This window comes from Haloferax marinisediminis (assembly GCF_009674585.1).
Taxonomy (GTDB): domain Archaea; phylum Halobacteriota; class Halobacteria; order Halobacteriales; family Haloferacaceae; genus Haloferax; species Haloferax marinisediminis.
This window is the reverse complement of record NZ_WKJP01000001.1, coordinates 1,748,844-1,771,353: the sequence shown is the minus strand read 5'-3', so window position 1 is coordinate 1,771,353 and position 22,510 is coordinate 1,748,844. Positions and strand designations below refer to the sequence as shown.

Genomic DNA, 22,510 nt, shown 5'->3' with positions numbered 1-22,510 from the left:
ACCACCGAATATCGGCCCGCATCGCCACGGCTAAACGCGCCCCGTCCTAAGCCCGGGCGATGAGCGACGCGGAGTCTGCACTCCCCTCCGACCTCGACCGCAACGCAGTCCAAACGGCGCTGGTCGAGTGGTACGAAGCCGACCATCGGGACTTCCCGTGGCGGCGTACCGACGACCCCTACGAGATTCTCGTCTCGGAGGTGATGAGCCAACAGACGCAACTCGGACGCGTGGTCGACGCGTGGGAGGCGTTCCTCGACGAGTGGCCAACCGTTTCTGACCTCGCCGCCGCCGACAGAGCGGACGTGGTCGCCTTCTGGACCAGTCACAGTCTCGGCTACAACAACCGGGCGAAGTACCTCCACGAGGCCGCACAGCAGGTCGTAGAGGACCACGACGGCGAGTATCCACAGACACCCGACGGCCTCTCGGAACTCATGGGCGTCGGGCCGTACACCGCCAACGCAGTCGCTTCTTTCGCCTTCAACAACGGCGACGCTGTCGTCGATACTAACGTCAAGCGCGTCCTCCACCGCGCGTTCGCCGTTCCCGACGACGATTCGGTGTTCGAGACGGCGGCGTCGGAACTCATGCCAGAAGGCAAGTCACGAGTCTGGAACAACGCCATCATGGAACTCGGCGGCGTCGCCTGCGGAAAGACGCCATCGTGTGACGAATCCGGGTGTCCGTGGCGGCAGTTCTGCCACGCCTACGAGACGGGTGACTTCACCGCGCCGGACGTCCCCACGCAACCGAAATTCGAGGGGAGTAGACGGCAGATGCGCGGTCGCGTCGTTCGAATCTTGGGCGAGTACGACGAGTTAGGCCTCGACGAACTCGGTCCTCGTGTTCGAGTCGATTACGGTGGTGAAAACGGTCGAGAGTGGCTTCGTGGACTCGTCGACGATTTGGCGACTGATGGTCTCGTCACAGTCGACGACGACGAAGACGAGGTTCGCGTCTCGCTCGCCAGATAAAGACGAAGGAGAGCGTTCTACGGGAGAAAGAGAGCGTTCTACGGAACTTTCAGATACGCGTCGCCCGCAGACTGTCGCTTCACGAGTTCACCGACGCCGGATGGGACCGCTTCGACGCCGTCGACGAACGCATCGACGTCGAGGTCGCGGCCATCGAGCGAGTTACTGCAGACACGACAGCGGACACCGTCTGCGACGAGCGACTCGACACGGGGTGCGAGTGGAGACGAGTCGAGGAGGAAGTAGACGGCGTCACCGTTGGCGAGAAGGGTGACCGATTCGGTGTCGACTGTGTCGTCGGCGAGGAGGTTTTCGACGTTGCTGATGGCGTGTCGAACCTCGTCGACGGTTCCGCTGGTTACGTGGAAGACGGCGTTCATGACCTCCCTTCGAAGGCGGGGTCCGTGTCTCTTGCGCCCGTGCGGCGGTTACACAGTTGGCCGACGGTGTTTTTACCACCGACCCGATGGGAAGCGTATGGAACAGACGCACGTGGTCGCCATCGTCGGGAGTCTCCGCGACCACAGTTACACTCGGTTGGCGCTCCAGTACGCCCTCGATGGTGCCGAGGCCGCCGGTGCGACGACCGAACTCGTGGATCTCCGCGAGTTCGACCTGCCGCCGCTGAACCCCGACTACGACGAGCAGGGCGACTCGGCCAAACTCACCCGCATCATCGACAATGCTGACGCAGTCATCCTCGGGACACCGGTGTATCACGGGTCGTATTCGGGCGTCCTCAAGAACGCCCTCGACTACTGTGGCTTCGACGAGTTCGGTCACAAGACCGTCGGCCTGCTCGGCGTCGCCGGCGGGTCGTTCCCGGTCACGGCGCTCGAACACTTGCGGTCTGTCTGTCGGTCGCTGAACGCGTGGGTGCTCCCACACCAGGCCGTGATTCCCCGAGTGTCTTCGGCGTTCGAGGGTGAGGAACTCGTCGACGACGGGCTCCGCGAACGCGTCGAACGACTCGGTCGTGACGCTGTCGTGTACGCCAACATCGAACCCGAACCATCGACGTTCGAGAGCGACGAGAACGTCGGTGCCGACGACTGACGTTCAACCGTCTCTGGGACTGTCATCGCTTCGTGACTATCGGCGCAGATGAACAATCGTTTTGACCCTCCTCGTTCCCCTGTTGAGATATGCACGCCATCACGCAGAGTGGCTGGGTCGAGGTCATCTCTGGCTCTATGTTCTCGGGGAAGACAGAAGAGTTACTTCGACGCCTCCGACGCGCCGAAATCGCCGGGCAGGAGATTGCTGTATTCAAACCCTCGCTTGACGACCGATACGGTGAGACGACGGTTGGGTCGCACGCAGGGCGCTCGTGGGAGGCCAGTATCGTGCCGTCCGAAGGAGAGGACGTCTGGCAAATCGTCGAGGAACTCAACGGTGAGGACGTCGTCGCCATCGACGAGGCGAACTTCTTCTCTGCTGAGTTGGTCGACGTCTGCGAGCAACTAGCGGCCGACGGAAAACGCGTCGTCGTCTCTGGGACCGACCAGACGTTCCGCGCCGAACCCTTCGAACCACTTCCGCAACTGATGGCACTCGCCGAGTACGTGGACAAACTGCAGGCAATCTGTACTATCTGCGGAGAACCGGCGTCGCGGAACCAGCGCCTCATCGACGGCGAACCCGCTCACGTCGACGACCCGACGATTCTCGTCGGTGCCGAGGAGTCCTACGAGGCCCGATGCCGGAACTGTCATACACTCCGGCGCGACTAGAGGCTAGCGTGACTACTTGGGTCGAGACTCCACGGGAAGGCCGTGACCGCGGCGTTACCGGCATCTTTCGTGCGTGGATTGCGGTTCTCGTTCGCCCCCGTCAGTTCTTCCGTGACGGCGTCGCTCCCGGCGACCAGGCACCCGGACTCCTGTTCGCCATTGCGGTTGCGCTCGTGTATCAGAGCCTCCAGTACGCGTTTGCTCCAGCGACGATTCCCGCAATCGAGGGCGGACCAGTCGTCTCTGCAGTGGTTGCACTGCTGGTCATCGCGCTGTTCGTCGCGCCGGCACTGCTTCACTTGACCGCGGCGATACAGACGGCGCTGCTCATTCCACTTCTCTCGCGCCGTGCCGGGGTGAGCGAGACGGTGCAGGTCATCGCGTACGCCGCCGCACCGTGTGCACTCGCGAGCATTCCCATCCCGGGTCTCCGAGCACTCTGTGCGGTATACGGTGCCATACTCCTCGCAATCGGCATCAGTGAGGTCCATCAGACTTCGCTCGCGAAGGCGGCGCTGGCATCTGCGGTTCCCGCAGGAGTCGTCTTTGGCTACGCCTTCGGCGGGTTTGAGGCGGTTTCTTCGCTCGCGGCGACACTCTCGCTGGTGTAAATTTAACCGCTCGAATCGGGGGAAAATCGCTCGTACGCGCGCAACTCTATACTGAGCGCTTTTCGACAATCGTTTTAGTTAGGGGTTGTTTGCTAAATCCAATGGATTGGATTACGCACGAGGAGGACGTCTGGTTCGAGTTCCGGGGCAATAGTCCCCACCAACTCGTCCCCGGCCGTTTCTACAAAGGCACCGTCGACGGGTACGCCGACTTCGGTGTCTTCGTGGACCTCGCACCCAACGTGACTGGTTTACTGCACCGAAGCGAACTCGACCGCCGCTTAGAGACCCTCGAATGGGAACCCGGCGACGACGTGTTCGTCCAGGTCAAGAACGTCCGCGACAACGGAAACGTCGACCTCGGGTGGTCGATTCGAGAGACCGAGTCCGAGTTCCGTGGCGCCCGCATCCACGACCCCGACGGCGACCACGACGGCGAACCCATCGAGAAAGAGGGTGGCCGTGGTGGCTCGGCAGTCATCAAGACGAAGCCAGTCTCGGGCAAGAAGAAGAAACCCGCCGGCGCGGTGACGAAGTCCGTCGAGCAGGAGTCGGAACCGGAACCGGAACCGGAACCAGAACAGCAGTCTGAGCAGACCACCGAGGCCGACGAAGACCGCGCACCGACCGCGAAAGACGTCGTCGACGACATCGCGGAGACGACCGAGGAGGCCGAACCCGAGGCGGCCGAAGAAGAACCCGTCGAAGAAGCGGGCGAAGCACCCGAACGCGTGACGATTGCCGACCTCGAGAACAACGTCGGCGACGACGTTCGCGTCGAAGGCGAGATTGCCAGCGTTCGTCAGACTGGCGGGCCAACCGTCTTCGAACTTCGTGACGAGACGGCAGTCGTCGACTGTGCTGCCTTCGTCGAAGCAGGCGTCCGTGCGTACCCCGAAGTCGAAGTGGGCGACTACGTCCGCATCGACGGTGAGGTCGAACGCCGCCGCGGCGAACTCCAAATCGAGACCGAGGAACTGACGATTCTCGACGGCGACGACGCCGAGACCGTCTCGCAGCGTCTCGCTGACGCGCTCTCCGACGAGGCACGTCCCGAGGCTATCGCACCGCTCGCGGCCCACGAACCGGTCGCTGCCGTCGGCAAGTCGCTGCTCGACGCTGCCGAGGCAATTCGCCGTGCTGTCCTCGAATCGCGCCCAATCGTCGTTCGTCACACCGCGACGGCCGACGGCTACGTCGCCGGCGCCGCTGTCGAGCGTGCTGTGCTCCCGCTCATCCGCGCGGAACACCCACGCGACGACGCCGAGTACCACTACTTCACCCGCCGTCCGCTCGAAGAGGCCGTCTACGGCATGGACGCCGCCACGAACGACGTGACGCGGATGCTCGAAGACCGCGACCGCCACGACGAGAAGCTCCCGCTCGTGCTTCTCCTCGGTGCGGGTTCGACCGCCGAATCGCTCGACGGCCTCGGCCTGCTCGGTGTCTACGGCTCTGAGCGCGTCGTCGTCGACGCCGCGCCCGCCGACGAGGAAGTCGACGAGGAAGTCGACGTGCTCGTCAACCCCGCCCGTGAGGGTGCCGACGCGAGCGACCTCTCGGTTGGTGCGCTGACCGCGACGCTCGCCGTCGCCGTCAACGACGACGTCCGCGACGACGTCTCGCACCTCCCGGCAGTCAGCTACTGGGAGAACTGCCCACAGCAGTACCTCGACCTCGCTGCGGACCACGGCTTCGACGCCGACCTCGTCCGCGAACTCCGCGAGGCAATCGCACTGGAAGCCTACTACCAGTCGTACCAGGACAAGCGCGAACTCATCGCTGACCTCCTGTTCGACGCCGACGAGGCACTCGCCGGACACGTCTCCGAGCAGTTCCGCATCAAGCTCGAAGCCGAAATCGAGACGGCACAGGCGAACCTCGAACGCCGCGAAGTCGAAGGTGTCTCCGTCGCAGTCCTCGACTCCGACGCCTACAGTCACCGCTTCGACTTCCCGCCGACGGCGCTCCTCGTCGACGAACTGCACCGCCGCACTCGCGAGGGCGACCAATTCGTGACCGTCTCCCTCGGAACCGACGAACTGTACCTGCGCAGCACGGGCGACCTCGACGTTCACGCGGTCGTCGAATCGGCGGCCGAAAAGGCTCCGTCAGCCGGTCTCGCCGCTGCCGGCATCCGTGAGGGCCGCATCGAGTTCCTCTCGGGCGCACGCGACGAAGCGCTCGAAGCCGTCCTCGACGCCGCTGCCGAGCAGTTCTAAGCGACAATCCAGACTCCTCCTCATCTTTTTGCACGTTCGGGGCCTCTCCCCGAGGATGACCGAGGATTCGTCTTCTTCCGACTACGACGCCGTCTGGTCGCGGACACAGGCGAGCGACCCCATCCTCCAGAGCGGTAGCTTTGCCGACCAGCGTGCGCGAGGTTTCTCCGAGGAGTACGTCTGTTGGGTGCGAATCGACGACGATGCTGTTCTCGATGGACTCTCTCCGATTCGTAGTGAACTTGGGTCGATTCCGGGCGTCTCGCTCGACGACGAAGACACCCTCCACGTGACGCTCAAACTCGTTGGGTTCGGGCCGAGTGAGTCGGGTGACGAACCCGACGAAATCACTGCCGAGACACTCGACAGCATCGCAGACGACATCGAAGCCGCGACAGCAGACATCGACCCGTTCGAGGTCTCCATTCGGCGACTCAACGCCTTCCCGTCTGTCGTCTTCGCAGAACCACACGCGGGCGGTCGATTCAGGACCATCCACGACCGAATTCGGTCGCTCGACGACGTGCCGACGTTCCAGTACGAGGGCGACGACTACGTTCCGCACGTCTCGCTCGCACATTTCGAGACGGGTGATGGGTTAGAGCGAGCGCTGTCGTGGGTACAGAACAACCGAGAGATTCGGCTCCCGAAAACGACGATATCGGCGTTCGAATTCGTCTCGCTCCCGCTCACAGCGTACACCCCTGACGACGTCGACGTGATTCGACGGGTCGAACTGTAGACTCCCGAGCGACACGCTTATCCACGAAACGACCCGATTCGGGCCTATGAGCCGTCACCACGTCGCCACCCGGGAGGTGAGTCCGTGAGCGCCGACACCGAGTCCGAGGCGTTCGAGCGGACCTGCGAAGCGCTCGTCGAGCGCATCCTCGCGGGCGAAGTCGACCGCGACGACCTCGAATCAGCCAAACTCGACGCCTGTTCGGAACACTCCTCGCCGAAGGTGCCGAAGAACACCGAGATTCTGCAGTACGCGCCGAAAGACCGCCGCGAAGAGGTCAAAGAGGTCGTCCGGCGCAAGCCTGTTCGCACCGCCTCTGGTGTCTCTCCGGTCGCCATCATGACCTCGCCGCATATGTGTCCCCACGGGAAGTGTCTCTACTGTCCCGGCGGCCCGGCGAGTGAGTTCTCCTCGTCGCAGTCGTACACCGGTCACGAGCCCGCTGCCGCCCGTGGCGTCCAGAACGACTACGACCCGTACGGACAGGTCACACTCCGACTCGAACAACTCCGGCACATCGGACACCCGGTCGACAAGGTCGAACTCATCTTGATGGGCGGGACGATGACCGCCCGGAGCCACGACTATCAGGAGTGGTTCGTCAAGCGTGCCCTCGAAGCGATGAACGACTACGACCTCTCGAAAGAGCCAGCACCCAAAGAGAACCAGTCGTTCAAACCCGACCCGGAGGATGTCGAGTTCAAGTACATCGAAGACGTCATCGCGGAGAACGAGACGAACGACATCCGCAACATCGGGACGACGTTCGAGACCAAACCCGACTGGTGTGACCCCGAACAGATAGACCGGATGCTCGATTTGGGCGCGACGAAGGTCGAAGTCGGCGTCCAGACGACCTACGAGCGCATCAACCGCGAGATGCACCGTGGCCACGGCGTACAGGCCTCTATCGACGCCAACCGCCGCCTCCGCGACTCGGCGTTCAAGGTCGGGTTCCACATGATGCCGGGGCAACCCGGAATGACCCGTGAGATGTGTCTGGAGGACTTCCGCCAACTGTTCGAGAACAGCGATTGGCGGCCGGACTACCTCAAAATCTACCCGACGCTCATCGTCCGCGACACCATCACCTACGACATGTGGCGCCGCGGTGAGTACGAACCGCTGAACAACGAGGAGGCCGCGGACATCGTCGGCGAAGTGATGGGCATGATTCCGAAGTACACCAGACTCCAGCGCGTCCAGCGCGACATCCCCGCGGACTTCATCGACGCCGGCGTCTGGAAGTCCAACCTTCGGCAACTCGCCGAACAACGAGCCGAAGAGAAGGGAATCGTCCCGCGCGACATCCGCGCCCGCGAGGTTGGTATGAACGAGGCCAACCCGGACATGGACCGCGTCGAACTCGACGTGATGACCTACGAGGCCGCTGGCGGCACGGAACACTTCATCTCGTTCGAAGACCCCGTCGAAGACCTGCTCATCGGGTTCTGTCGACTGCGGTTCCCCGGTAACCCCGTCCGAAACGAACTCCAGAACTCGGCACTCGTGCGTGAACTCCACGTCTACGGGTCCGAGGTCGGAATCGGCGACCAGGGCGACTGGCAGCACAAGGGGTTCGGGAAGAAACTTCTCGCGCACGCCGAAGAACTCTCCCGCGACGCTGGATACGACAAGATTTCGGTCATCTCGGGTATCGGCGTCCGGCAGTACTACAAGGAGAAACTCGGGTACTATCAGGACGGCCCATACGTGTCGAAGCGATTGTAGTGCGGTCGTCTCGTCGTTGGGGGTGGTGCTTTTCCCAAGGTTTTGTGAGGTGAGCGAAGCGAGCCCGCAACACGAATCTATTTATCAATTCGACAACCATTTGGGGAGAATGTCTCCGTCACACAGTGACCAACTTGCGTCCGCGGTCCACCGGGCGGTTCTCGGTGGTCTCTTGGCCATACTCGGACTCCTCGCGTTCGGGTCGACGTTTCACGCGCTCGGTTCGGGGAAGTACGCGCTCGGTCTGGTCAGTCTCGGAATACTCGTTGGGTGTGTTTTCTGGGTGCTCTCCCTCCTCGAAGACGGTCTGAAAGAGCGGTGAGTGTGTGGATTTTCACTCCTGATACACGCTCCGCCACGTTTTAGTTGTCTCACTCGACTGACTGGTATGATGGAAGAACAGGGGGGACGCGAAGAGTGATGCAGGTGTGGGTAGACGACCTTCGTTCGACACTCGCGCAGTTCGTCTCGACAGAAGAGCGAATCGGCATCTCTGCGGCGCTAGTGGCACTCGCACTCGGGACGGCGCTCTTTCTCGCGCCGCGACTCGTCTCAAGCTTGCGGAGAGAGTTCCACAACCGAGTCCTCGAACATCGGAAAGTACCCGACGCCGTCTCCGACGTGACGTGGATGTTCCCGGCCACAGTCGTCGTGCGAACGCTTCAGGTCGGCGTCTTCGTCGGTGTTGGCCTGTCGTTGCTGTTGCTGTGGGGATTCAATGGACTCGCCGACGATGTCGCCTCCATCCTCACGATTGCGATTCCGAACCTCGCGAAAATCGGAGTGACAGTCGTCCTCTTCGCAGGGTCGATTGCGGGGACGAACATCCTCGAAGAACAGTTGGAGAAGTACGCGAAGAACTCCGACAACATCAACGCCCACCAGCAGGGAATCGCCTTCCGCGTCCTGCAGGTCGTCGTCCTCCTGTCGGTCACGATGGCGACGCTCACGGTCTGGCAGTTCCAAATCGGTGGTCTCCTCGTCGGTGCCGGGTTCCTCGGTATCGTGGTCGGTATGGCTGCGAGACAGACACTTGGTTCGCTGATTGCTGGCTTCGTCCTGATGTTCTCCCGCCCGTTCGAACTCGGCGACTGGGTACAAATCGACGACGCAGAGGGAATCGTCACCGACATCACCATCATCAACACGCGATTGAGCAACGCCGACGGTGAGACGGTCGTCTTCCCGAACGACCGGGTGACGAACGCCAAGATTACCAACCGAACGAAACGCAACCGTCTTCGGCTTCGGTTGGACGTGGGAATCGACTACGACGCCGACATCACCCACGCAGAAGAAGTCGCACGGGAGGCACTCTCCGACCTCGAATTCGTCGAGAGCGTTCCAGAGCCACAGGTGATGCCGACGACGTTCGGCGACTCGTCGATCGGCCTCCAGTTACTGTTCTGGATTACGAACCCCTCGGCACCGCGGCGAATGCGCGCGAAAGCGGAGGCACTCCGTAGCGTCAAGACGGCGTTCGACCGTGAAGGAATCAAGATTCCCTTCCCACAGCGCGAACTGCTCGCCCGCGAGGAAGCCGATGGGTTCCAACTTCGGAACGAACGCCGGAGTCAGCCAGTCAAACGGTCTGTGTCGAACGAAGACTGACGACGCGACTGCCCTCCGTTTCGGGCCTCTTCGTCGCCTACAACGACTTCTCCATCTTCACGTGCGGAATGCCCGCTTCGTCGAACACGTCGCTCGTCGTCTCGTAGTCGAGTCCGTGGTAGAACCCTTCCGCAGAGGTCTGTCCGTGGAGTACGAGCGTGTCGAATCCCCGTGTTCCTGCTTCGGATTCTAGCGTCTCCATGAGTCGACGGCCCCATCCCGCTCCACGAGCAGATTCGAGGACTGCGACGCGTTCGACTTTTCCAACACCGGGTTCGTACTCCCGGAGTCGGGCCGCGCCGATGGCCTCGTCGTCCTGATAGGCGACGAAGTGAACGGCGTCGGCGTCGGGTTCGTCGAACTCGTCCCACTCGATTTCTTCGTCGACACCCTGTTCGTCCACGAACACGGCCTTCCGGACGGCGAATGCGTCTTCCCGCTCCGCGTCGGTCGTGACGACACGGACTTCGGTTTCGGTCATGTCCCGTGGTTTTGCGGGCGACTACCTGACGATTGCGGAGCAGGCCGCGCGTTCGACTCCCCACCGAGTGCCCACCCAAGCCGGTACACGAGCGTCCCTGCAGCGAGGGTGAGAAGCGTCCACCCGACGAGCAGCATCGCCATGAACGCAGGACCGAACCCACCGATGGGCAGTGTCGGGATAGTGAAGACGACCGGCGCGGCGACGATGGCGACGGCGAATGGACGCCAGTCCAACTCTCGTCGGGTGGCGTAGCCGAACGGCAGAAAGAGTGCGACGGTCGCGCCGAGCGAAAGCGCGCTCGGAACGCCCCACAGTTGAGACGTGTTCGTGAAGAGCGAGACGAAGGTGGCGACCGCGATGGGTGGGACCACGGCAACGGCGACGAGTCGCCAGAAGGTGAGCGACGCTGGTCGTCTGGCAGCGACGAGACCGACGAAAACGAACTGTACGCCGAGTGTCAACGCAATCACGCTGAGTCCACCGGAGACCATCCCGAGCGCGACGAGCGCGACCATCCACGCCATACCAAGCCCCGAGACGAGGTAGCCGAGTGCCTGCACCGATTCTGTATCTGTGGAGAGTCGTCGCGTGAGGTACCGAACGCCAGCGACACCGAGTGCCATCAACAGCGTCGGGAACAGCGCGGCACCGACGAGATCCGGAAGCAGATACGAAGACGAGTCGGCGGCGATACTCACATCGGCAGCAATCTGGGTCGAGATGCTGTGGTCGGGGGCGAACGCGAGGTAGGTTTCGTCGTCGATGTACAGGTTGTCTTCCGGTCCGGTGACCCACGTCACTGACTTCTCGAAGCCAGTATGCAGTCTCGGCGGGTCGTTGACGAGCACGGTCCCGTCGGGACCCTGGACGGTGAATTCGTCGGTGTCGACGTAGACGGACCGCGTGTTGCCATCGGCGTTGAAGTAGTCGATGAGGAGTACGTCGCCGTAGGCCTGTGTCGTCATCTCCGGAACCTCGAAGGTGACGATGACGGTTCGGTCGTGGATTCGGCTGTCGAGGTTCTGTGGGTCGTCGACGAACACGCGATGGCTCTCGAACGTCTGTCGAACCGCCCGCTCGAGTTGGTCGGGATTCTCGTGGAAGGTTGCAGCGGACTGTTCGTCGACGGTGACGAGGGCAGTCCACTGACCCGTTCCGTCGTCACCGACCGAGACGTGGAGATGGCTGGATTCGACGGTGAGGTCGATACCTGCGTCGCGTGCGGCGCTCTCGAACGGGCCGCTACAGACGCCACAGACTGGTTCTGGCGGCGAACTGGCCGCTGCCGGTCCCATCGCGGCCGGGAACACGGCCGCGACGAGGAGGAGGGCGAAGAGAACAGTGCGGGCAGTCATCTATCCGACACATCTAGACACGGTGGTAAGTGTCTTCTCCCGCGAACCGACCTGCCGAAACGACACCCCTTTTCCTTCGCCGACAAAAAGCGAGTCCATGGACCCGAAGCGGGAACTCACGAGCGTCGACCTCGCGGCTCTCGTCACCGAGTTGAACCGGTACGAGGGTGCGAAGGTCGACAAGGCGTACCTCTACGGCGACGACCTGCTTCGCCTCAAGATGCGGGACTTCGACCGTGGCCGTCTCGAACTCCTCTTGGAAGTCGGCGACATCAAACGCGCACACCTCGCTGCACAAGAGCACGTTCCGGACGCCCCCGGCCGACCGCCGAACTTCGCGATGATGCTCCGCAACCGACTCAGCGGGGCCGACTTCGCCGGCGTCGAGCAGTACGAGTTCGACCGCATCCTCACGTTCTCGTTCGAACGCGGCGACGAGAACACGAAAATCGTCGTCGAACTCTTTGGGCAAGGAAACATCGCCATCCTCGACGAGACGGGGGACGTCGTCCGCAGTCTGGAGACAGTCCGTCTCAAGTCGCGGACCGTCGCACCAGGGTCGCAGTACGAGTATCCCTCTTCTCGCCTCGACCCACTGACCATCAGTCGCGACGCCCTCGGCCGCCACATGGAACAGTCGGACACCGACGTCGTCCGCACCATCGCGACGCAACTGAATCTCGGTGGCCTCTACGCCGAGGAAGTGTGCACCCGTGCGGGTGTAGACAAGACCCTCGACATCGCCGACGCGACGGACGAGGACTACGACGCCATCTACGACGCCATCGTCGAACTCCGCCACCAGGTTCGGTCCGGCGAGTTCGACCCACGAATCTACCTCGACGACGACGAGGCAGTCGTCGACGTGACTCCCTTCCCACTGCAAGAACACCAGAACGAGGGCTACGACGAAGAGGCCTACGACACGTTCAACGAGGCGCTCGACGAGTACTTCTTCCGCCTCGATTTGACCGCTGACGAGCAAGAGGCGGCCTCCAACCGCCCCGACTTCGAAGCGCAAATCGCCAAACAAGAGCGCATCATCGAACAGCAAGAACAGGCGATCGAAGGCTTCGACGAACAGGCACAGGAAGAACGACAGCGCGCCGAACTCCTCTACGCCAACTACGACTTGGTGGACGACGTCATCTCGACCGTTCGGGGTGCCCGTGAACAGGGCGTTCCATGGGACGACATCGCCACGAAACTCGAAGACGGCGCCGAGCAAGGGATTCCAGCGGCCGAAGCAGTCACGAACGTCGATGGGGCGAACGGGACGGTCACCATCGCCCTCGACGACACCACGGTCACCGTCGACGTCTCGATGGGTGTCGAGAAGAACGCCAACCGCCTGTACACCGAGGCCAAGCGCATCCAAGAGAAGAAAGAGGGTGCGCTCGCGGCTATCGAAGACACTCGCGAGGAGTTAGAGGCAGCAAAACGCCGTCGCGACGAGTGGGAGGCCGAGGATTCAGATACGGACGAGACGGAAGACGAGGAACCCGAAGAGACCGATTGGCTCTCGCTCAGTTCGGTCCCGGTCAAGTCCACGGAACACTGGTTCGAGCGCTTCCGCTGGTTCCACACGTCCGACGGCTACCTCGTCGTGGGCGGCCGCAACGCAGACCAGAACGAGGAGTTGGTGAAGAAGTACATGAGCAAGTACGACCGCTTCTTCCACACGCAGGCACACGGTGGTCCCGTCACCCTCCTGAAAGCCACCGGGCCGAGCGAACCCGCCGAGAAAGTGGACTTCTCCGAAGAGACGCTTCGGGAGGCCGCACAGTTCGCCGTGTCGTACTCCTCCATCTGGAAAGAGGGACGATTCGCCGACGACGCCTACATGGTCGAGCCTTCGCAGGTGTCGAAGACGCCCGAATCGGGCGAGTACATAGAGAAAGGGAGCTTCGTCATTCGGGGCGACCGGCGCTACTTCGACGACATCCCGGCCAAGGTCGCGGTCGGCATCCAGTGTGAAGACGAGACGCGCGTCGTCGGAGGGCCACCGTCGGCAATCGAGACGCGCACGGAGACGATGCTCACGCTCACGCCCGGCCAGTATGCCCAAAACGACGCCGCAAAACTCTGTTACCGTCGCCTCCGCGAGCGATTCAAAGACAAATCGTTCGTCAGAAAAATCGCATCACCCGACCAGATTCAGGAGTTCCTCCCACCGGGTGGGAGTGACATCCTCGACGAGTAATCTCGCCGAGGGCGTTCGATAACCGAACAGTCAGTTCACCACTTGACTCCGAATTTCACCAGAATGATGGATTAACTGTCCATTATTCGAGAACCTTTGGTGCAAGATTATATACTTTCTCACCGTAATGATTCTCGAGCGCATGCGTATTACCTACTTGTGACCAGTTGGCTCGATGCCTCAATGGTCGGGTTGCGGCGCTCGGTGAATTCCGATGCTTTCAGAATCAATCAATTACCTCCGCAATGGAGAAGACTGGGTAAAGACAGTCCTCATCGGCGGTGTACTCGGCCTGTTGAGCTTCCTCATCATCCCCTCGTTCATCGTCATCGGCTACCTCCTGCGGGTCGTCCGGACGACGATGCGTGGTGACGAACGACCGCCCGAATTCGACGACTGGGGCGACATGTTGATAGACGGGCTGAAAGGCTTCGCGATCATGTTCGTGTATGCCCTCATCCCGTTAGCCATCTTCATCGCGTTCGCCTTCATCGGCGCCCTTGGCGCGGTCGCAGGTGGCGGCTCTGACGCTGCTGGTGTCTTTGGTGGCCTCGTCGGCCTCCTCGGTCTCCTCGTGGCGTTCGTCCTCGGCATCCTCGCCGCGTACCTCATCCCGGCGGCCCTCGCGAACTACGCAGAGACCGACCGCATGGGTGCGGCGTTCGAGTTCGGTGAACTCCGTCCCATCCTGACCTCGGGTAAGTACGCGACTGCGTGGCTCACGGCGTTCGTCGTGCTGTTCGCGGCGTCCCTCATCGTCGGCATCCTGAACATCATCCCGCTGCTCGGCTTCGTCGTCGGCGCGTTCGTGACGTTCTACGCTGCTGTCGCTGCCTACTACATCATCGGCACGACGTGGGGCGAACTCCACGACATCGAGATGATGGACGAAGGCGAGATGCCGGGCGAACAACCCGCCGTCTGAGCTGTCAGTCAAAAATCGAATTTTCGACGGTATATCTAAGCCACTAGCGGAGCGACACATTCTCACGATGCTCTCCGACGCACTGCAGTTCCTCACGCGAAGCGACGACTGGGTTGCGACTACGATTATCGGCGGTGTTCTCTCGCTGCTCTCTGTGCTCATCCTCCCGGCGATTATCTTGCAGGGCTACTTCGTCAGGGCCATGCGGGCCGCTGCACGGGGTGAGGACGCAGCACCGTCGTTCACTGACTGGGGCGGCCTCATCGTCGATGGACTGAAACTGTTCGTCGTGACGCTCGTCTGGTCGCTCATCGCCATCGTCCCGTCGGTCATCTTTGCCGTCGTCTTCGCGTTCGGGACGTTCACCGTCGCAGAGGTAACCTCACAACCGGGGTCTGTGCCAGCACCGGAACCAAGCCTCAACATCGGTCTCCTCCTCCTCACGGCGGTCGGTGGACTGCTCGTGTTCGCCCTCTCGCTCCTCGTTGGCTACCTCGTCCCTGCCGCAGGAGCGAACTTCGCAATCGAGGGAACCCTCAGTGCTGGCTTCGACGTCCGGACCATCGTCAGCGGTGCCTTCACGGGTGAGTACGCCATCGCGTGGCTGCTGGCAATCGTGGTCGCCGTCGTCCTCGGGACCGTCGGTGGGCTCCTCTCGATTATCCTCGTCGGTGTCTTCGTCCTGTTCTACGTGCAGGTAACGACGTACTATCTGTGGGCACGAGGCTACGCCGACGGTGCCGGCAAACAGGCGAGCTGGTAGCCACGATAGCAGGACTCTTTTCCGTTCCGCGACGACCGGACGTATATGCGCATCTCTAGCCGCGGTCGGGGCGAAGAGGGGCGCGAGCGAATCACGCTCGTCCCCGAGAACGTCGACGACCTCTGGCACCTCTCGTACGTACTCGAACCGGGTGACCTCGTCTCCGGTGACACGACTCGTCGTATCCAACGCGACGACGACCAGATGCGAGACACTGGCGGCGAGCGCGAACACCTCCACGTCACCATCGAAGTCGACGATATCGAGTTCGCTCGCTTCGCCAACCGACTCCGCGTCGGTGGCGTCATCGTCTCGTGTTCCCGCGAGGACCAACTCGGTCACCACCACACGATCAACGTCGAAGAACGCGCCGAGATAACCATCGAGAAACACTTCAAGGCAGACCAAATCGACCGCATCGAGACGGCCGAGGAGGCGGCCGAGAACCCCGACGTAGCTATCGCGACGGTCGAAGAAGGTGCAGCCTACATTCACACGGTCGCTCAGTACGGCACCGAAGAGTACGCGTCGCTCACGAAACCAACCGGGAAGGGCGAGTACGCTCGCCCGCGCTCGGAACTGTTCGACGAACTCGGGTCGGCGCTCTCGCACCTCGACGTCGACGCGATCATCCTCGCCGGACCGGGCTTTACGAAGAACGACGCGATGGACTACCTCGAAGAGAACTACGCGGACGTGGCCGAGAACATCGTCACCACCGTCGACACTGCCGGTGTGGGTGACCGCGGCGTCCACGAGGTGCTCAAACGCGGCGCCGTCGACGACGTACAGAAGCAGACACGTATCGCCGAGGAAGCGAACCTCATCGACGAGTTGATGGAGAACATCTCGACCGGCGCGAAGGCCGCCTACGGCGTCCAACAGGTGGCCGAAGCGGCCGACTACGGCGCAATCGAGAACCTGCTTCTGCTCGACTCTCGACTCCGTGCAGAGCGCCAGGGCGAGGGCGACTGGGACATCGACGTGAACGACATCATCGACTCGGTCGAACAGAAAGGCGGTGAGGTGACCGTCTTCTCTGCGGAGTTCCAACCCGGTGAGCAGTTGAAGAACCTCGGCGGCATCGCCGCGATTCTCCGGTACCGCCTGCAGTAAGAATTCCCGGTGTTCACCGCCGGCAGGCCACAAATTCGAAGTCGTCGTTCGTTCTCGGTTGGGTACAGCTGCGTCTACTCGGAGCAACCGTTTAGCTTCCCGACACCAACAGTACAGTGTGTCTCTAGGTGCGTTACCGAAGACCATGAAGCGGGTCGACCGATGGCTCGACCAGGTGTTCTTCGCCGCGTGGGAGGTGTCGGTGCTCGCCATCCCGATACTCTGGATGCTCTTGGCCGCGACGCCACCGGAAGCGGTGTCGTTGTCTGGCCTCACGGCACTCACTGTGAGCGCTGCGGCCGTCGGAACCTACCGCGGTGAGTACGTCTCGACTGGCTCGTGGCCTCGTCCCGGGCATCTGCCGACGCTTCCCGTTCGCTCTGCGTACTACAGTCTCGTCGTCGGTGGCACCTCACTGCTCGGTGCCGCAGCACAGGTCCACTTCGGATGGTTCTGGGCGGGCGTCATCGTCCCTGCAGTCGTCGTCACCGGCGCGTTGGCCCTCCTCCCGTTCGTCGTCGAGGCAGTCGAGCGGGTTGCGCGACTGACGGTGTGACAGGCCGCGATTCGTTCGTGCTGTCGACGACTTCTGGGCCGTTGTCGAGAGTCTCGCACCGAAACGCACCACCAGTAATTCACTCGATACGGACTGTTGAGACCACACTTGCTCCTGATTTGGAAGAGAACCAGAACAGACTGTTGTGTAATCTTGAAAAACAGCTATCACTTCATCCGTCGCTGATTCACTTACTCGACAGGTGGGCAGAAACGCTCTCGCCCGACTCGTCGAGCGGATTGGTGAACGACAATGACCAACGAGACACAGAACAGTAGACCGACGCGTCGCCGGTTCCTGCGAACATCAGGACTGGTTGTCGGGGGACTCGCCCTCGGCGTCGGTGCGACCGGTACCGCAGCAGCGAGAGTCGAGGTCGCGAACGGATGGTACGAAGGAGAGGAAATCTACTACATCGCCAAGGGAGTAGAAAAAGGGGTGACAGAACGCGGTGAGAACGACATCTTCCTCATCGGTGGTGACCGAGAGTGGCAGGCGCAAGTCGTGGAATTCATCCCCGGCGAATCCGGCTATTCGCCGCACTGGAACGTCAACCTCGTCAAAACGGCACCGGGGAAGTACGTGACAGACATAGCAAACTCGCCGTACGTCTCGGCCCACTATCCGGAGGCGCTCTTCGACGACGTCGAAGATATCCGAGACGCGGAAGTCGCAGGTCTGGTCACGATTACGAAGCCCGGAACCGTGGTCCTGTGCCCCATCGTCCCGGAACGTGTTGCGGATGCACCCGGAACCACCGAACTTCCGGAAGACTTCCCCCGGCCGTGGCCAAACACGTTCTGAAACAGTACTGACGCCCGCGGTGGGCTATTTTTGTGAACTCTGGAGACTGCTCAGGCGCTGCCTACTCCCCAGTCAGCGACTCGCTCGCGGGTGAGAAGTCGATGGTCGTCCCGAGTCCCTCGTCACGGGCTTTCTCGTACAGCATGTACGCCGCAGCGACCGTTTCGATACCCGTGCCACCGCTGTCGAAGACGGTAATCTCCTCGTCGTCTTCGCGGCCGGGAACCGCGCCGGCGACGATGTCACCGAGTTCGGCGTAGATGTGGTCTTCGTCGACGACACCCGCTTCGAGGGCGGCGAGGAACGACCCGGCGTCCATGGTTGCGCGCTCGCGCAAGTCGGGAACGTACTTCGCGCGCTCGATGGCCGTCGTGTCGAGTTCTCGCTTCTTCGGGTGGTACTGCCCCATCGCAGTGACGTGGGTACCCGGTTCGAGCAAGTCGCCGTCGAACACCGGTTCTGCTGCGGTTGTCGCCGTCACGACGATATCTGCCCCTTCGACTGCAGCGGCACTGGAGGCGACGGCCGCGACGCTCGCGTCGAGGACGCGGTCCATCTCTCCGGCGAACTGTTCACGGTTTGCTTTCGTCGGGGAGTAGACCCAGACCGTCTCGAGGTCACGAACCGCGTCGATTGCGCGAAGTTGGCCCTTCGCCTGTGCCCCACTCCCGATGACCGCGACGGTCGATGCGTCTTCCCGAGCGAGGACGTCGACGGCGACGCCACCTGCTGCGCCGGTCTTGAACGGGTTCATACTCGCGCCGTCGAGGAGCGCGAGGGGCTTGCCCGACTCGGCGTCGAAGAGCGGCGTCATGAACCACGCGTCCGTCTCGCCGAAGCCAGCAGAGTACATGTATCCGCCCATGGCCCCCGTCTCGGGGAGGACGGCCGCGTAGGTGGTGAACATCCCCGGAGGCTCTCGGTTGAGGAGTTTCGTCCGCGGTTCCGCAGGTGCCCCGTTACCGCGTTGTCTGTAGCCCTCGCGGACGGCATCGACGTAGTCGGCGACTGTCGCCAAGCCACTCACGTCGTCGCTCGTGAGGAACAATGTCTCTGTCATGGGCGAAAACACGTGACCTGCGGTCAAAACCCTGCGGGCCGAACCGGCGGTCGGTCGGCGCAGTGAGTGAAATTAGTCGGCGTCGAGAACGGACGGTGCAGGTGCGGCGTCGACGGGACCGGAGTGCTCGGTTCGTCGGTGGACTGGCGTGGGCGTCGATGGGCCGTTCACGAAGAGGGCGTGGCCGGTGAGGAGTGCGGACACGCCGGCGGCCATCGGGACAGCTGTGGTCAACTGCAACCCGGCAAGGACGAGTGTGCCAGTGATTCCGATGAGTGCGAGCGGGATGAGCCCAAGAATGTAGTCGTAATATCCGGTCATAATATGTATTATTATACGACTGTAACTGGTATAGTTCTTTCCCATAGATGACTGATATTCTCCCCATTACTTCTGTATTCTATTCTCATAACTTATAGAATTAAAACCGCCAGACGTGAGCGGTATTATAAAAAATAATGATAATCACGAAGATGAAAAAATCTGTATTGTGTCGTTTGAACATTCAGTACACACTTCTCGTGCGCGGCATCTGCCGCGACTCCACACGGTTATGCATGTTGGACTCGTGCGACTCCACGTGAATCGTAACGACCGGTCAATCGTTGCTCTGGTGATGGTCGCCCACGGGATGGTCCACACCTACGAACTGTCGATTCCAATCTTCGTCTCTATCTGGTTACGTGAGTATACCACCATCGACCTCGGTCTCTCGACGTTCGCCGTCACGACCGCGTCGTTGGGCGTGATGGTCGGACTCGGGTTCGCGTTGTTCGGCCTCGGCGCGCTTCCCGGCGGCATCCTCGTCGACCGTATCGGCTCGAAACGACTCATCGTCGCCTGTCTCGTCGGGATGTCCGGGTCGTTCATCCTCCTCGCTGCAGCACCGAATCTCGTCGTGGTCGCTCTCGCCCTCGTCGTCTGGGGTGCCGCAGCGAGTGTCTACCACCCCGCGGGTCTCAGCCTCATCAGTACGGGGGTCGAAGAACGCGGGACTGGGTTCGCGTACCACGGAATCGCTGGCAACCTCGGTATCGGGTTCGGCCCGTTCCTCACGGCACTCTTGTTGCTCTTTTTCGACTGGCACGTCGTCGCTGGCGTCCTCGCGATTCCAGCACTCGTCGCTGCCGTATTCGCGACGCGTGCCAACTTCGAAGAACAGGCCGCCGTCGCAGCAGCGGACGGCAGTGGGGGAGCCGGCGACAGCAAAGCCTCCACGGGCGTCTCGTCGTTCGGTGAGTTCGTTTCCGAGTCGAAAGCCCTCTTCGCAGGCGGGTTCGCTCTCGTCTTCGCCATCGTGATGTTCTCTGGACTGTACTACCGGGGCGTCACGACGTTCCTTCCCGACCTCATCGGCAGCGTCATCGGCATCGAACCGGTCGCAGTTGCGACGCTCCTCCCCGCTGCGCTCGCTCCGGGGTCTGCTGCTTCGTCACCCACCCTCAACGTTGAACTGTTCGTGTACGCCGGTCTCCTCACCGTCGGCGTCGCTGGCCAGTACGTCGGCGGAAAACTCACCGACCGGATTCCAACCGAACGCGGCCTCGTCGTCGGGTTCACTGCGCTCGCAGTCGTCGCAGTCGCGTTCTTGCCCGTCGCCTCTCTCGGTGTCGTGCCACTGCTGGCAATCTGTGCACTCCTCGGCTTCTTCCTCTTCTCGGTCCAGCCATTCTATCAGGCGACTGTCGCCGAATACACGCCCGCTGGCCTCCGTGGCCTGTCGTACGGCTTCACCTACCTCGGCGTGTTCGGCGTGGGTGCACTCGGTGGTGCAATCGCTGGCTACATCCTCGACGTCGCGGATTCGACGACGCTGTTCTTCGTCCTCGCCGGGTTCGCGGCGGTCGCTGCGCTCCTCGGTGTGACGTTGTTACGGAACCGTCCGTCTCCCGCCTGAACGGGAGGACGGACACGGAGAATTCGTTTTCAGACGATTCGGAAGTACAGGGTTCGCCACACGCCCAGCGCGAGCGACCCGAGGACGAGCATGACCGCGATGAACACGGGGTCTGCACCGCCTTCGAACAGGGGAGTCCAGCGAATCACGGCGCCGAGAATCGCGGCGACGAGCCACGAGCGAATCGCGAGCGGGACGGCCGACTTCGCCGATTCGGCAGCGCCCGGCGAGTACGCACCGAATACGGGCGCGACGAGGGCCCACGCGATGAGGAACGGAACCGCGGTGAGCACCCATCCCGCCGGGTTGGTCGACAGGTACGACACGCCATTGTGTTGAATCACGCCGACGGTCACGAGGAGGAAGATGACGAGGATGTCGCCCACGGCGAGCGGCAACGCCCCGGCATCGAGTCGCTCCTCCAGGAAGGACGTCGAAGTTGCCATACCCGTGAATTCGTGGCCCCCCTAATGGCTCTCCCGCTTTTTCGCGGCCACCGTGTACTCGAACCCCGTGTCCACGATCGACGGCTCGAACCCGACTCGTTCGAGGAAGCGCGTGAGTTCGCGCGGTGACGCGAACGACGACCCGAATCTGACGACTCGCTCGGCGGCGACGAGTCCACGACCGAGCGGCGTCTCGGGGTCGAACTCACTGATAGCGAACACACCACCCGGTTCGAGAATTCGATACACTTCCTCGGCGACGGTCCGCTGATTCGGCATGTGATGGAACGCGTCGACGACGGTCACGGCATCGACCGACTCGTCGGCGAAGGGGAGGGAACGAGCGTCTCCGCGGATGCAGTCGAGGCCGCGGTTCTGTGCGCGACGGAGCATCCCAGCTGAGACATCGAGGACGACTTTTTCTGGCGCGTCGAGCGCGAGCGTCGCCCGACCAGACCCCCCGCCGATATCGACGACGCGCTCGACGGGGTGGTCCGCGCGGGCGAGCGCGGCGTTGAGCGTCTCTGCTTCAGCAGGAGGCATTACGAGGTCGTAGAGTGGGGCGATTCGGTCGAAGAATCGAACGTCGCCAACGCCGTGCATAGTCGTTTTGACGCGCCCACCGGGGAAGGTTCTTGCGCGGAGAGGCGCTTGGGTAGCTATGGACTTCGCCCTTCTCGGGTGGCCGGAGGAGGGGCCGCGACTCCGACTCGACTATCGACGGTTTTCCTACGCGGGGAAGTTCGTCACGGCGCAGACGGGGAAAACGGTCCTCCGCGACACCGAGACACCGCTCCCGCCGTTGGACGACGAACGACCGCCACCGACGGGTGGCCCCGACTCACTGCCCCCGCTGGCGGAGGACGTGGTCGCGGCAGTCGCGTTCAACGAAGACCGGACCGACCCGACGACGCTGTGGTTCAGATACGTCACCGTCAGACGAGACAGACGAGGGGAGGGACTCGGCCCGGAACTCCTGCGACGAACCGCCGAGGCCGCCGCATCGCGGGGGTACGAGACGGTCCGAATCGCCACGAACAATCCCTTCGCGTACGAGGCGTGCCACAAAGCGGGCTTCGGGTTCACTGGTCGGGAGACGGGGATGGCCGAACTCGTCTTGGAACGCCCGGCGGCAGCGCCAGCATCGGTCTCACGCGAGACGTACCAGTCGGGACTCGACCGCTATCGTGCCCGCGACCTCGGTGAAAGAGAGCAGGCGTTCCTCGCGGCCCGTGAGGGCGCAGACCCGCCCACGGTCGAGCGTGGATGAGAGT

24 protein-coding genes are annotated in these 22,510 nt (G+C 62.3%); 17 read left to right on the top strand and 7 right to left on the bottom strand.

Annotated elements, in window-relative coordinates:
* Window positions 1–59 precede the first annotated feature (59 nt).
* Window positions 60–977 carry an A/G-specific adenine glycosylase gene (locus GJR98_RS09255; protein WP_151137580.1) on the top strand — a complete coding sequence of 306 codons (918 nt, stop codon included), beginning with the start codon at window positions 60–62 and terminating at the stop codon, window positions 975–977.
* A gap of 38 nt (window positions 978–1,015) precedes the next feature.
* Here the strand turns inward: GJR98_RS09255 and GJR98_RS09250 are convergent, their stop codons facing one another.
* Window positions 1,016–1,357, bottom strand: coding sequence for a DsrE family protein (locus tag GJR98_RS09250; protein WP_151137579.1), 342 nt, complete (start codon window positions 1,355–1,357; stop codon window positions 1,016–1,018).
* A 97-nt stretch (window positions 1,358–1,454) separates the two neighbouring features.
* Here GJR98_RS09250 and GJR98_RS09245 point away from each other — a divergent pair, with 97 nt between their 5' ends.
* From GJR98_RS09245 to GJR98_RS09210, 8 genes are all read left to right on the top strand, one after another.
* Window positions 1,455–2,033: an NADPH-dependent FMN reductase gene (locus tag GJR98_RS09245; protein WP_151137575.1), complete on the top strand. Its 579-nt coding sequence runs from the start codon at window positions 1,455–1,457 to the stop codon at window positions 2,031–2,033.
* A gap of 89 nt (window positions 2,034–2,122) precedes the next feature.
* Complete coding sequence (locus GJR98_RS09240) at window positions 2,123–2,710, top strand: thymidine kinase (protein WP_151137572.1); 588 nt, start codon at window positions 2,123–2,125, stop codon at window positions 2,708–2,710.
* A gap of 8 nt (window positions 2,711–2,718) precedes the next feature.
* On the top strand, window positions 2,719–3,321 hold the full coding sequence (locus GJR98_RS09235; RefSeq protein ID WP_151137570.1) for a YIP1 family protein: 603 nt from the start codon (window positions 2,719–2,721) through the stop codon (window positions 3,319–3,321).
* 101 nt (window positions 3,322–3,422) lie between these two features.
* Complete coding sequence (locus GJR98_RS09230; protein ID WP_151137568.1) at window positions 3,423–5,543, top strand: DHH family phosphoesterase; 2,121 nt, start codon at window positions 3,423–3,425, stop codon at window positions 5,541–5,543.
* Between the two features lie 55 nt (window positions 5,544–5,598).
* On the top strand, window positions 5,599–6,285 hold the full coding sequence (locus GJR98_RS09225; RefSeq protein ID WP_151137566.1) for a 2'-5' RNA ligase family protein: 687 nt from the start codon (window positions 5,599–5,601) through the stop codon (window positions 6,283–6,285).
* Window positions 6,286–6,369: 84 nt separating this feature from the next.
* A complete protein-coding gene (locus GJR98_RS09220; protein WP_191965443.1) occupies window positions 6,370–8,016 on the top strand; it encodes a tRNA uridine(34) 5-carboxymethylaminomethyl modification radical SAM/GNAT enzyme Elp3 in 1,647 nt (548 codons plus the stop codon).
* Window positions 8,017–8,125: 109 nt separating this feature from the next.
* Window positions 8,126–8,338 carry a hypothetical protein gene (locus GJR98_RS09215; RefSeq protein ID WP_151137562.1) on the top strand — a complete coding sequence of 71 codons (213 nt, stop codon included), beginning with the start codon at window positions 8,126–8,128 and terminating at the stop codon, window positions 8,336–8,338.
* A 98-nt stretch (window positions 8,339–8,436) separates the two neighbouring features.
* Entirely contained in the window at window positions 8,437–9,627 is a 1,191-nt protein-coding gene (locus GJR98_RS09210) for a mechanosensitive ion channel family protein (protein ID WP_151137560.1), read from the top strand.
* A gap of 37 nt (window positions 9,628–9,664) precedes the next feature.
* On the opposite strand, the gene GJR98_RS09205 is transcribed toward GJR98_RS09210, so the two are convergent.
* Both GJR98_RS09205 and GJR98_RS09200 read right to left on the bottom strand, forming a co-directional pair.
* Window positions 9,665–10,108 carry a GNAT family N-acetyltransferase gene (locus GJR98_RS09205; RefSeq protein ID WP_151137558.1) on the bottom strand — a complete coding sequence of 148 codons (444 nt, stop codon included), beginning with the start codon at window positions 10,106–10,108 and terminating at the stop codon, window positions 9,665–9,667.
* Window positions 10,105–11,466, bottom strand: coding sequence for a hypothetical protein (locus tag GJR98_RS09200; RefSeq protein ID WP_151137556.1), 1,362 nt, complete (start codon window positions 11,464–11,466; stop codon window positions 10,105–10,107). The genes GJR98_RS09205 and GJR98_RS09200 overlap by 4 nt, the downstream gene beginning before the upstream one ends.
* 97 nt (window positions 11,467–11,563) lie before the next feature.
* Here GJR98_RS09200 and rqcH point away from each other — a divergent pair, with 97 nt between their 5' ends.
* The 6 genes from rqcH (at window position 11,564) to GJR98_RS09170 (ending at window position 17,833) form a co-directional block, all read left to right on the top strand.
* Entirely contained in the window at window positions 11,564–13,669 is a 2,106-nt protein-coding gene (rqcH, locus tag GJR98_RS09195) for a ribosome rescue protein RqcH (protein WP_151137554.1), read from the top strand.
* Window positions 13,670–13,883: 214 nt separating this feature from the next.
* Window positions 13,884–14,594 (top strand): DUF4013 domain-containing protein, encoded by a 711-nt coding sequence (locus tag GJR98_RS09190; RefSeq protein WP_151137552.1) that lies wholly within the window; start codon window positions 13,884–13,886, stop codon window positions 14,592–14,594.
* A 67-nt stretch (window positions 14,595–14,661) separates the two neighbouring features.
* A complete protein-coding gene (locus tag GJR98_RS09185; protein ID WP_151137550.1) occupies window positions 14,662–15,357 on the top strand; it encodes a DUF4013 domain-containing protein in 696 nt (231 codons plus the stop codon).
* Window positions 15,358–15,402: 45 nt separating this feature from the next.
* On the top strand, window positions 15,403–16,473 hold the full coding sequence (locus tag GJR98_RS09180; RefSeq protein WP_151137548.1) for an mRNA surveillance protein pelota: 1,071 nt from the start codon (window positions 15,403–15,405) through the stop codon (window positions 16,471–16,473).
* Between the two features lie 145 nt (window positions 16,474–16,618).
* Window positions 16,619–17,029 (top strand): hypothetical protein, encoded by a 411-nt coding sequence (locus GJR98_RS09175; RefSeq protein WP_151139417.1) that lies wholly within the window; start codon window positions 16,619–16,621, stop codon window positions 17,027–17,029.
* 252 nt (window positions 17,030–17,281) lie between these two features.
* A complete protein-coding gene (locus GJR98_RS09170; RefSeq protein ID WP_151137546.1) occupies window positions 17,282–17,833 on the top strand; it encodes a hypothetical protein in 552 nt (183 codons plus the stop codon).
* 61 nt (window positions 17,834–17,894) lie between these two features.
* Here GJR98_RS09170 and GJR98_RS09165 read toward each other — a convergent pair whose 3' ends face one another.
* Entirely contained in the window at window positions 17,895–18,893 is a 999-nt protein-coding gene (locus tag GJR98_RS09165) for an ornithine cyclodeaminase family protein (protein WP_151137544.1), read from the bottom strand.
* A 72-nt stretch (window positions 18,894–18,965) separates the two neighbouring features.
* Window positions 18,966–19,214 carry a hypothetical protein gene (locus GJR98_RS09160; protein WP_151137542.1) on the bottom strand — a complete coding sequence of 83 codons (249 nt, stop codon included), beginning with the start codon at window positions 19,212–19,214 and terminating at the stop codon, window positions 18,966–18,968.
* Window positions 19,215–19,446: 232 nt separating this feature from the next.
* Between GJR98_RS09160 and GJR98_RS09155 the strand changes: the two genes are divergently transcribed.
* Window positions 19,447–20,790 carry an MFS transporter gene (locus GJR98_RS09155; protein WP_151137540.1) on the top strand — a complete coding sequence of 448 codons (1,344 nt, stop codon included), beginning with the start codon at window positions 19,447–19,449 and terminating at the stop codon, window positions 20,788–20,790.
* A gap of 29 nt (window positions 20,791–20,819) precedes the next feature.
* Here the strand turns inward: GJR98_RS09155 and GJR98_RS09150 are convergent, their stop codons facing one another.
* Together GJR98_RS09150 and GJR98_RS09145 are read right to left on the bottom strand one after the other, a co-directional pair.
* Complete coding sequence (locus tag GJR98_RS09150) at window positions 20,820–21,236, bottom strand: DUF3054 domain-containing protein (RefSeq protein WP_151137538.1); 417 nt, start codon at window positions 21,234–21,236, stop codon at window positions 20,820–20,822.
* A gap of 21 nt (window positions 21,237–21,257) precedes the next feature.
* On the bottom strand, window positions 21,258–21,839 hold the full coding sequence (locus tag GJR98_RS09145) for a class I SAM-dependent methyltransferase (protein WP_151137536.1): 582 nt from the start codon (window positions 21,837–21,839) through the stop codon (window positions 21,258–21,260).
* A gap of 58 nt (window positions 21,840–21,897) precedes the next feature.
* On the opposite strand from GJR98_RS09145, the gene GJR98_RS09140 reads away from it, so the two are divergent.
* Entirely contained in the window at window positions 21,898–22,506 is a 609-nt protein-coding gene (locus GJR98_RS09140; protein WP_151137534.1) for a GNAT family N-acetyltransferase, read from the top strand.
* Window positions 22,507–22,510 lie beyond the last annotated feature (4 nt).

What these genes read in the sequence shown, in the direction of transcription:
- GJR98_RS09255 (WP_151137580.1), top strand. Translation starts at nt 60, where the DNA reads ATGAGCGACGCGGAGTCTGCACTCCCCTCCGACCTCGACCGCAACGCA.
- GJR98_RS09250 (WP_151137579.1), bottom strand. Translation starts at nt 1,357, where the DNA reads ATGAACGCCGTCTTCCACGTAACCAGCGGAACCGTCGACGAGGTTCGA.
- GJR98_RS09245 (WP_151137575.1), top strand. Translation starts at nt 1,455, where the DNA reads ATGGAACAGACGCACGTGGTCGCCATCGTCGGGAGTCTCCGCGACCAC.
- GJR98_RS09240 (WP_151137572.1), top strand. Translation starts at nt 2,123, where the DNA reads ATGCACGCCATCACGCAGAGTGGCTGGGTCGAGGTCATCTCTGGCTCT.
- GJR98_RS09230 (WP_151137568.1), top strand. Translation starts at nt 3,423, where the DNA reads ATGGATTGGATTACGCACGAGGAGGACGTCTGGTTCGAGTTCCGGGGC.
- GJR98_RS09225 (WP_151137566.1), top strand. Translation starts at nt 5,599, where the DNA reads ATGACCGAGGATTCGTCTTCTTCCGACTACGACGCCGTCTGGTCGCGG.
- GJR98_RS09215 (WP_151137562.1), top strand. Translation starts at nt 8,126, where the DNA reads ATGTCTCCGTCACACAGTGACCAACTTGCGTCCGCGGTCCACCGGGCG.
- GJR98_RS09210 (WP_151137560.1), top strand. Translation starts at nt 8,437, where the DNA reads ATGCAGGTGTGGGTAGACGACCTTCGTTCGACACTCGCGCAGTTCGTC.
- GJR98_RS09205 (WP_151137558.1), bottom strand. Translation starts at nt 10,108, where the DNA reads ATGACCGAAACCGAAGTCCGTGTCGTCACGACCGACGCGGAGCGGGAA.
- GJR98_RS09200 (WP_151137556.1), bottom strand. Translation starts at nt 11,466, where the DNA reads ATGACTGCCCGCACTGTTCTCTTCGCCCTCCTCCTCGTCGCGGCCGTG.
- rqcH (WP_151137554.1), top strand. Translation starts at nt 11,564, where the DNA reads ATGGACCCGAAGCGGGAACTCACGAGCGTCGACCTCGCGGCTCTCGTC.
- GJR98_RS09190 (WP_151137552.1), top strand. Translation starts at nt 13,884, where the DNA reads ATGCTTTCAGAATCAATCAATTACCTCCGCAATGGAGAAGACTGGGTA.
- GJR98_RS09185 (WP_151137550.1), top strand. Translation starts at nt 14,662, where the DNA reads ATGCTCTCCGACGCACTGCAGTTCCTCACGCGAAGCGACGACTGGGTT.
- GJR98_RS09180 (WP_151137548.1), top strand. Translation starts at nt 15,403, where the DNA reads ATGCGCATCTCTAGCCGCGGTCGGGGCGAAGAGGGGCGCGAGCGAATC.
- GJR98_RS09175 (WP_151139417.1), top strand. Translation starts at nt 16,619, where the DNA reads ATGAAGCGGGTCGACCGATGGCTCGACCAGGTGTTCTTCGCCGCGTGG.
- GJR98_RS09170 (WP_151137546.1), top strand. Translation starts at nt 17,282, where the DNA reads ATGACCAACGAGACACAGAACAGTAGACCGACGCGTCGCCGGTTCCTG.
- GJR98_RS09165 (WP_151137544.1), bottom strand. Translation starts at nt 18,893, where the DNA reads ATGACAGAGACATTGTTCCTCACGAGCGACGACGTGAGTGGCTTGGCG.
- GJR98_RS09160 (WP_151137542.1), bottom strand. Translation starts at nt 19,214, where the DNA reads ATGACCGGATATTACGACTACATTCTTGGGCTCATCCCGCTCGCACTC.
- GJR98_RS09155 (WP_151137540.1), top strand. Translation starts at nt 19,447, where the DNA reads ATGCATGTTGGACTCGTGCGACTCCACGTGAATCGTAACGACCGGTCA.
- GJR98_RS09150 (WP_151137538.1), bottom strand. Translation starts at nt 21,236, where the DNA reads ATGGCAACTTCGACGTCCTTCCTGGAGGAGCGACTCGATGCCGGGGCG.
- GJR98_RS09145 (WP_151137536.1), bottom strand. Translation starts at nt 21,839, where the DNA reads ATGCACGGCGTTGGCGACGTTCGATTCTTCGACCGAATCGCCCCACTC.
- GJR98_RS09140 (WP_151137534.1), top strand. Translation starts at nt 21,898, where the DNA reads ATGGACTTCGCCCTTCTCGGGTGGCCGGAGGAGGGGCCGCGACTCCGA.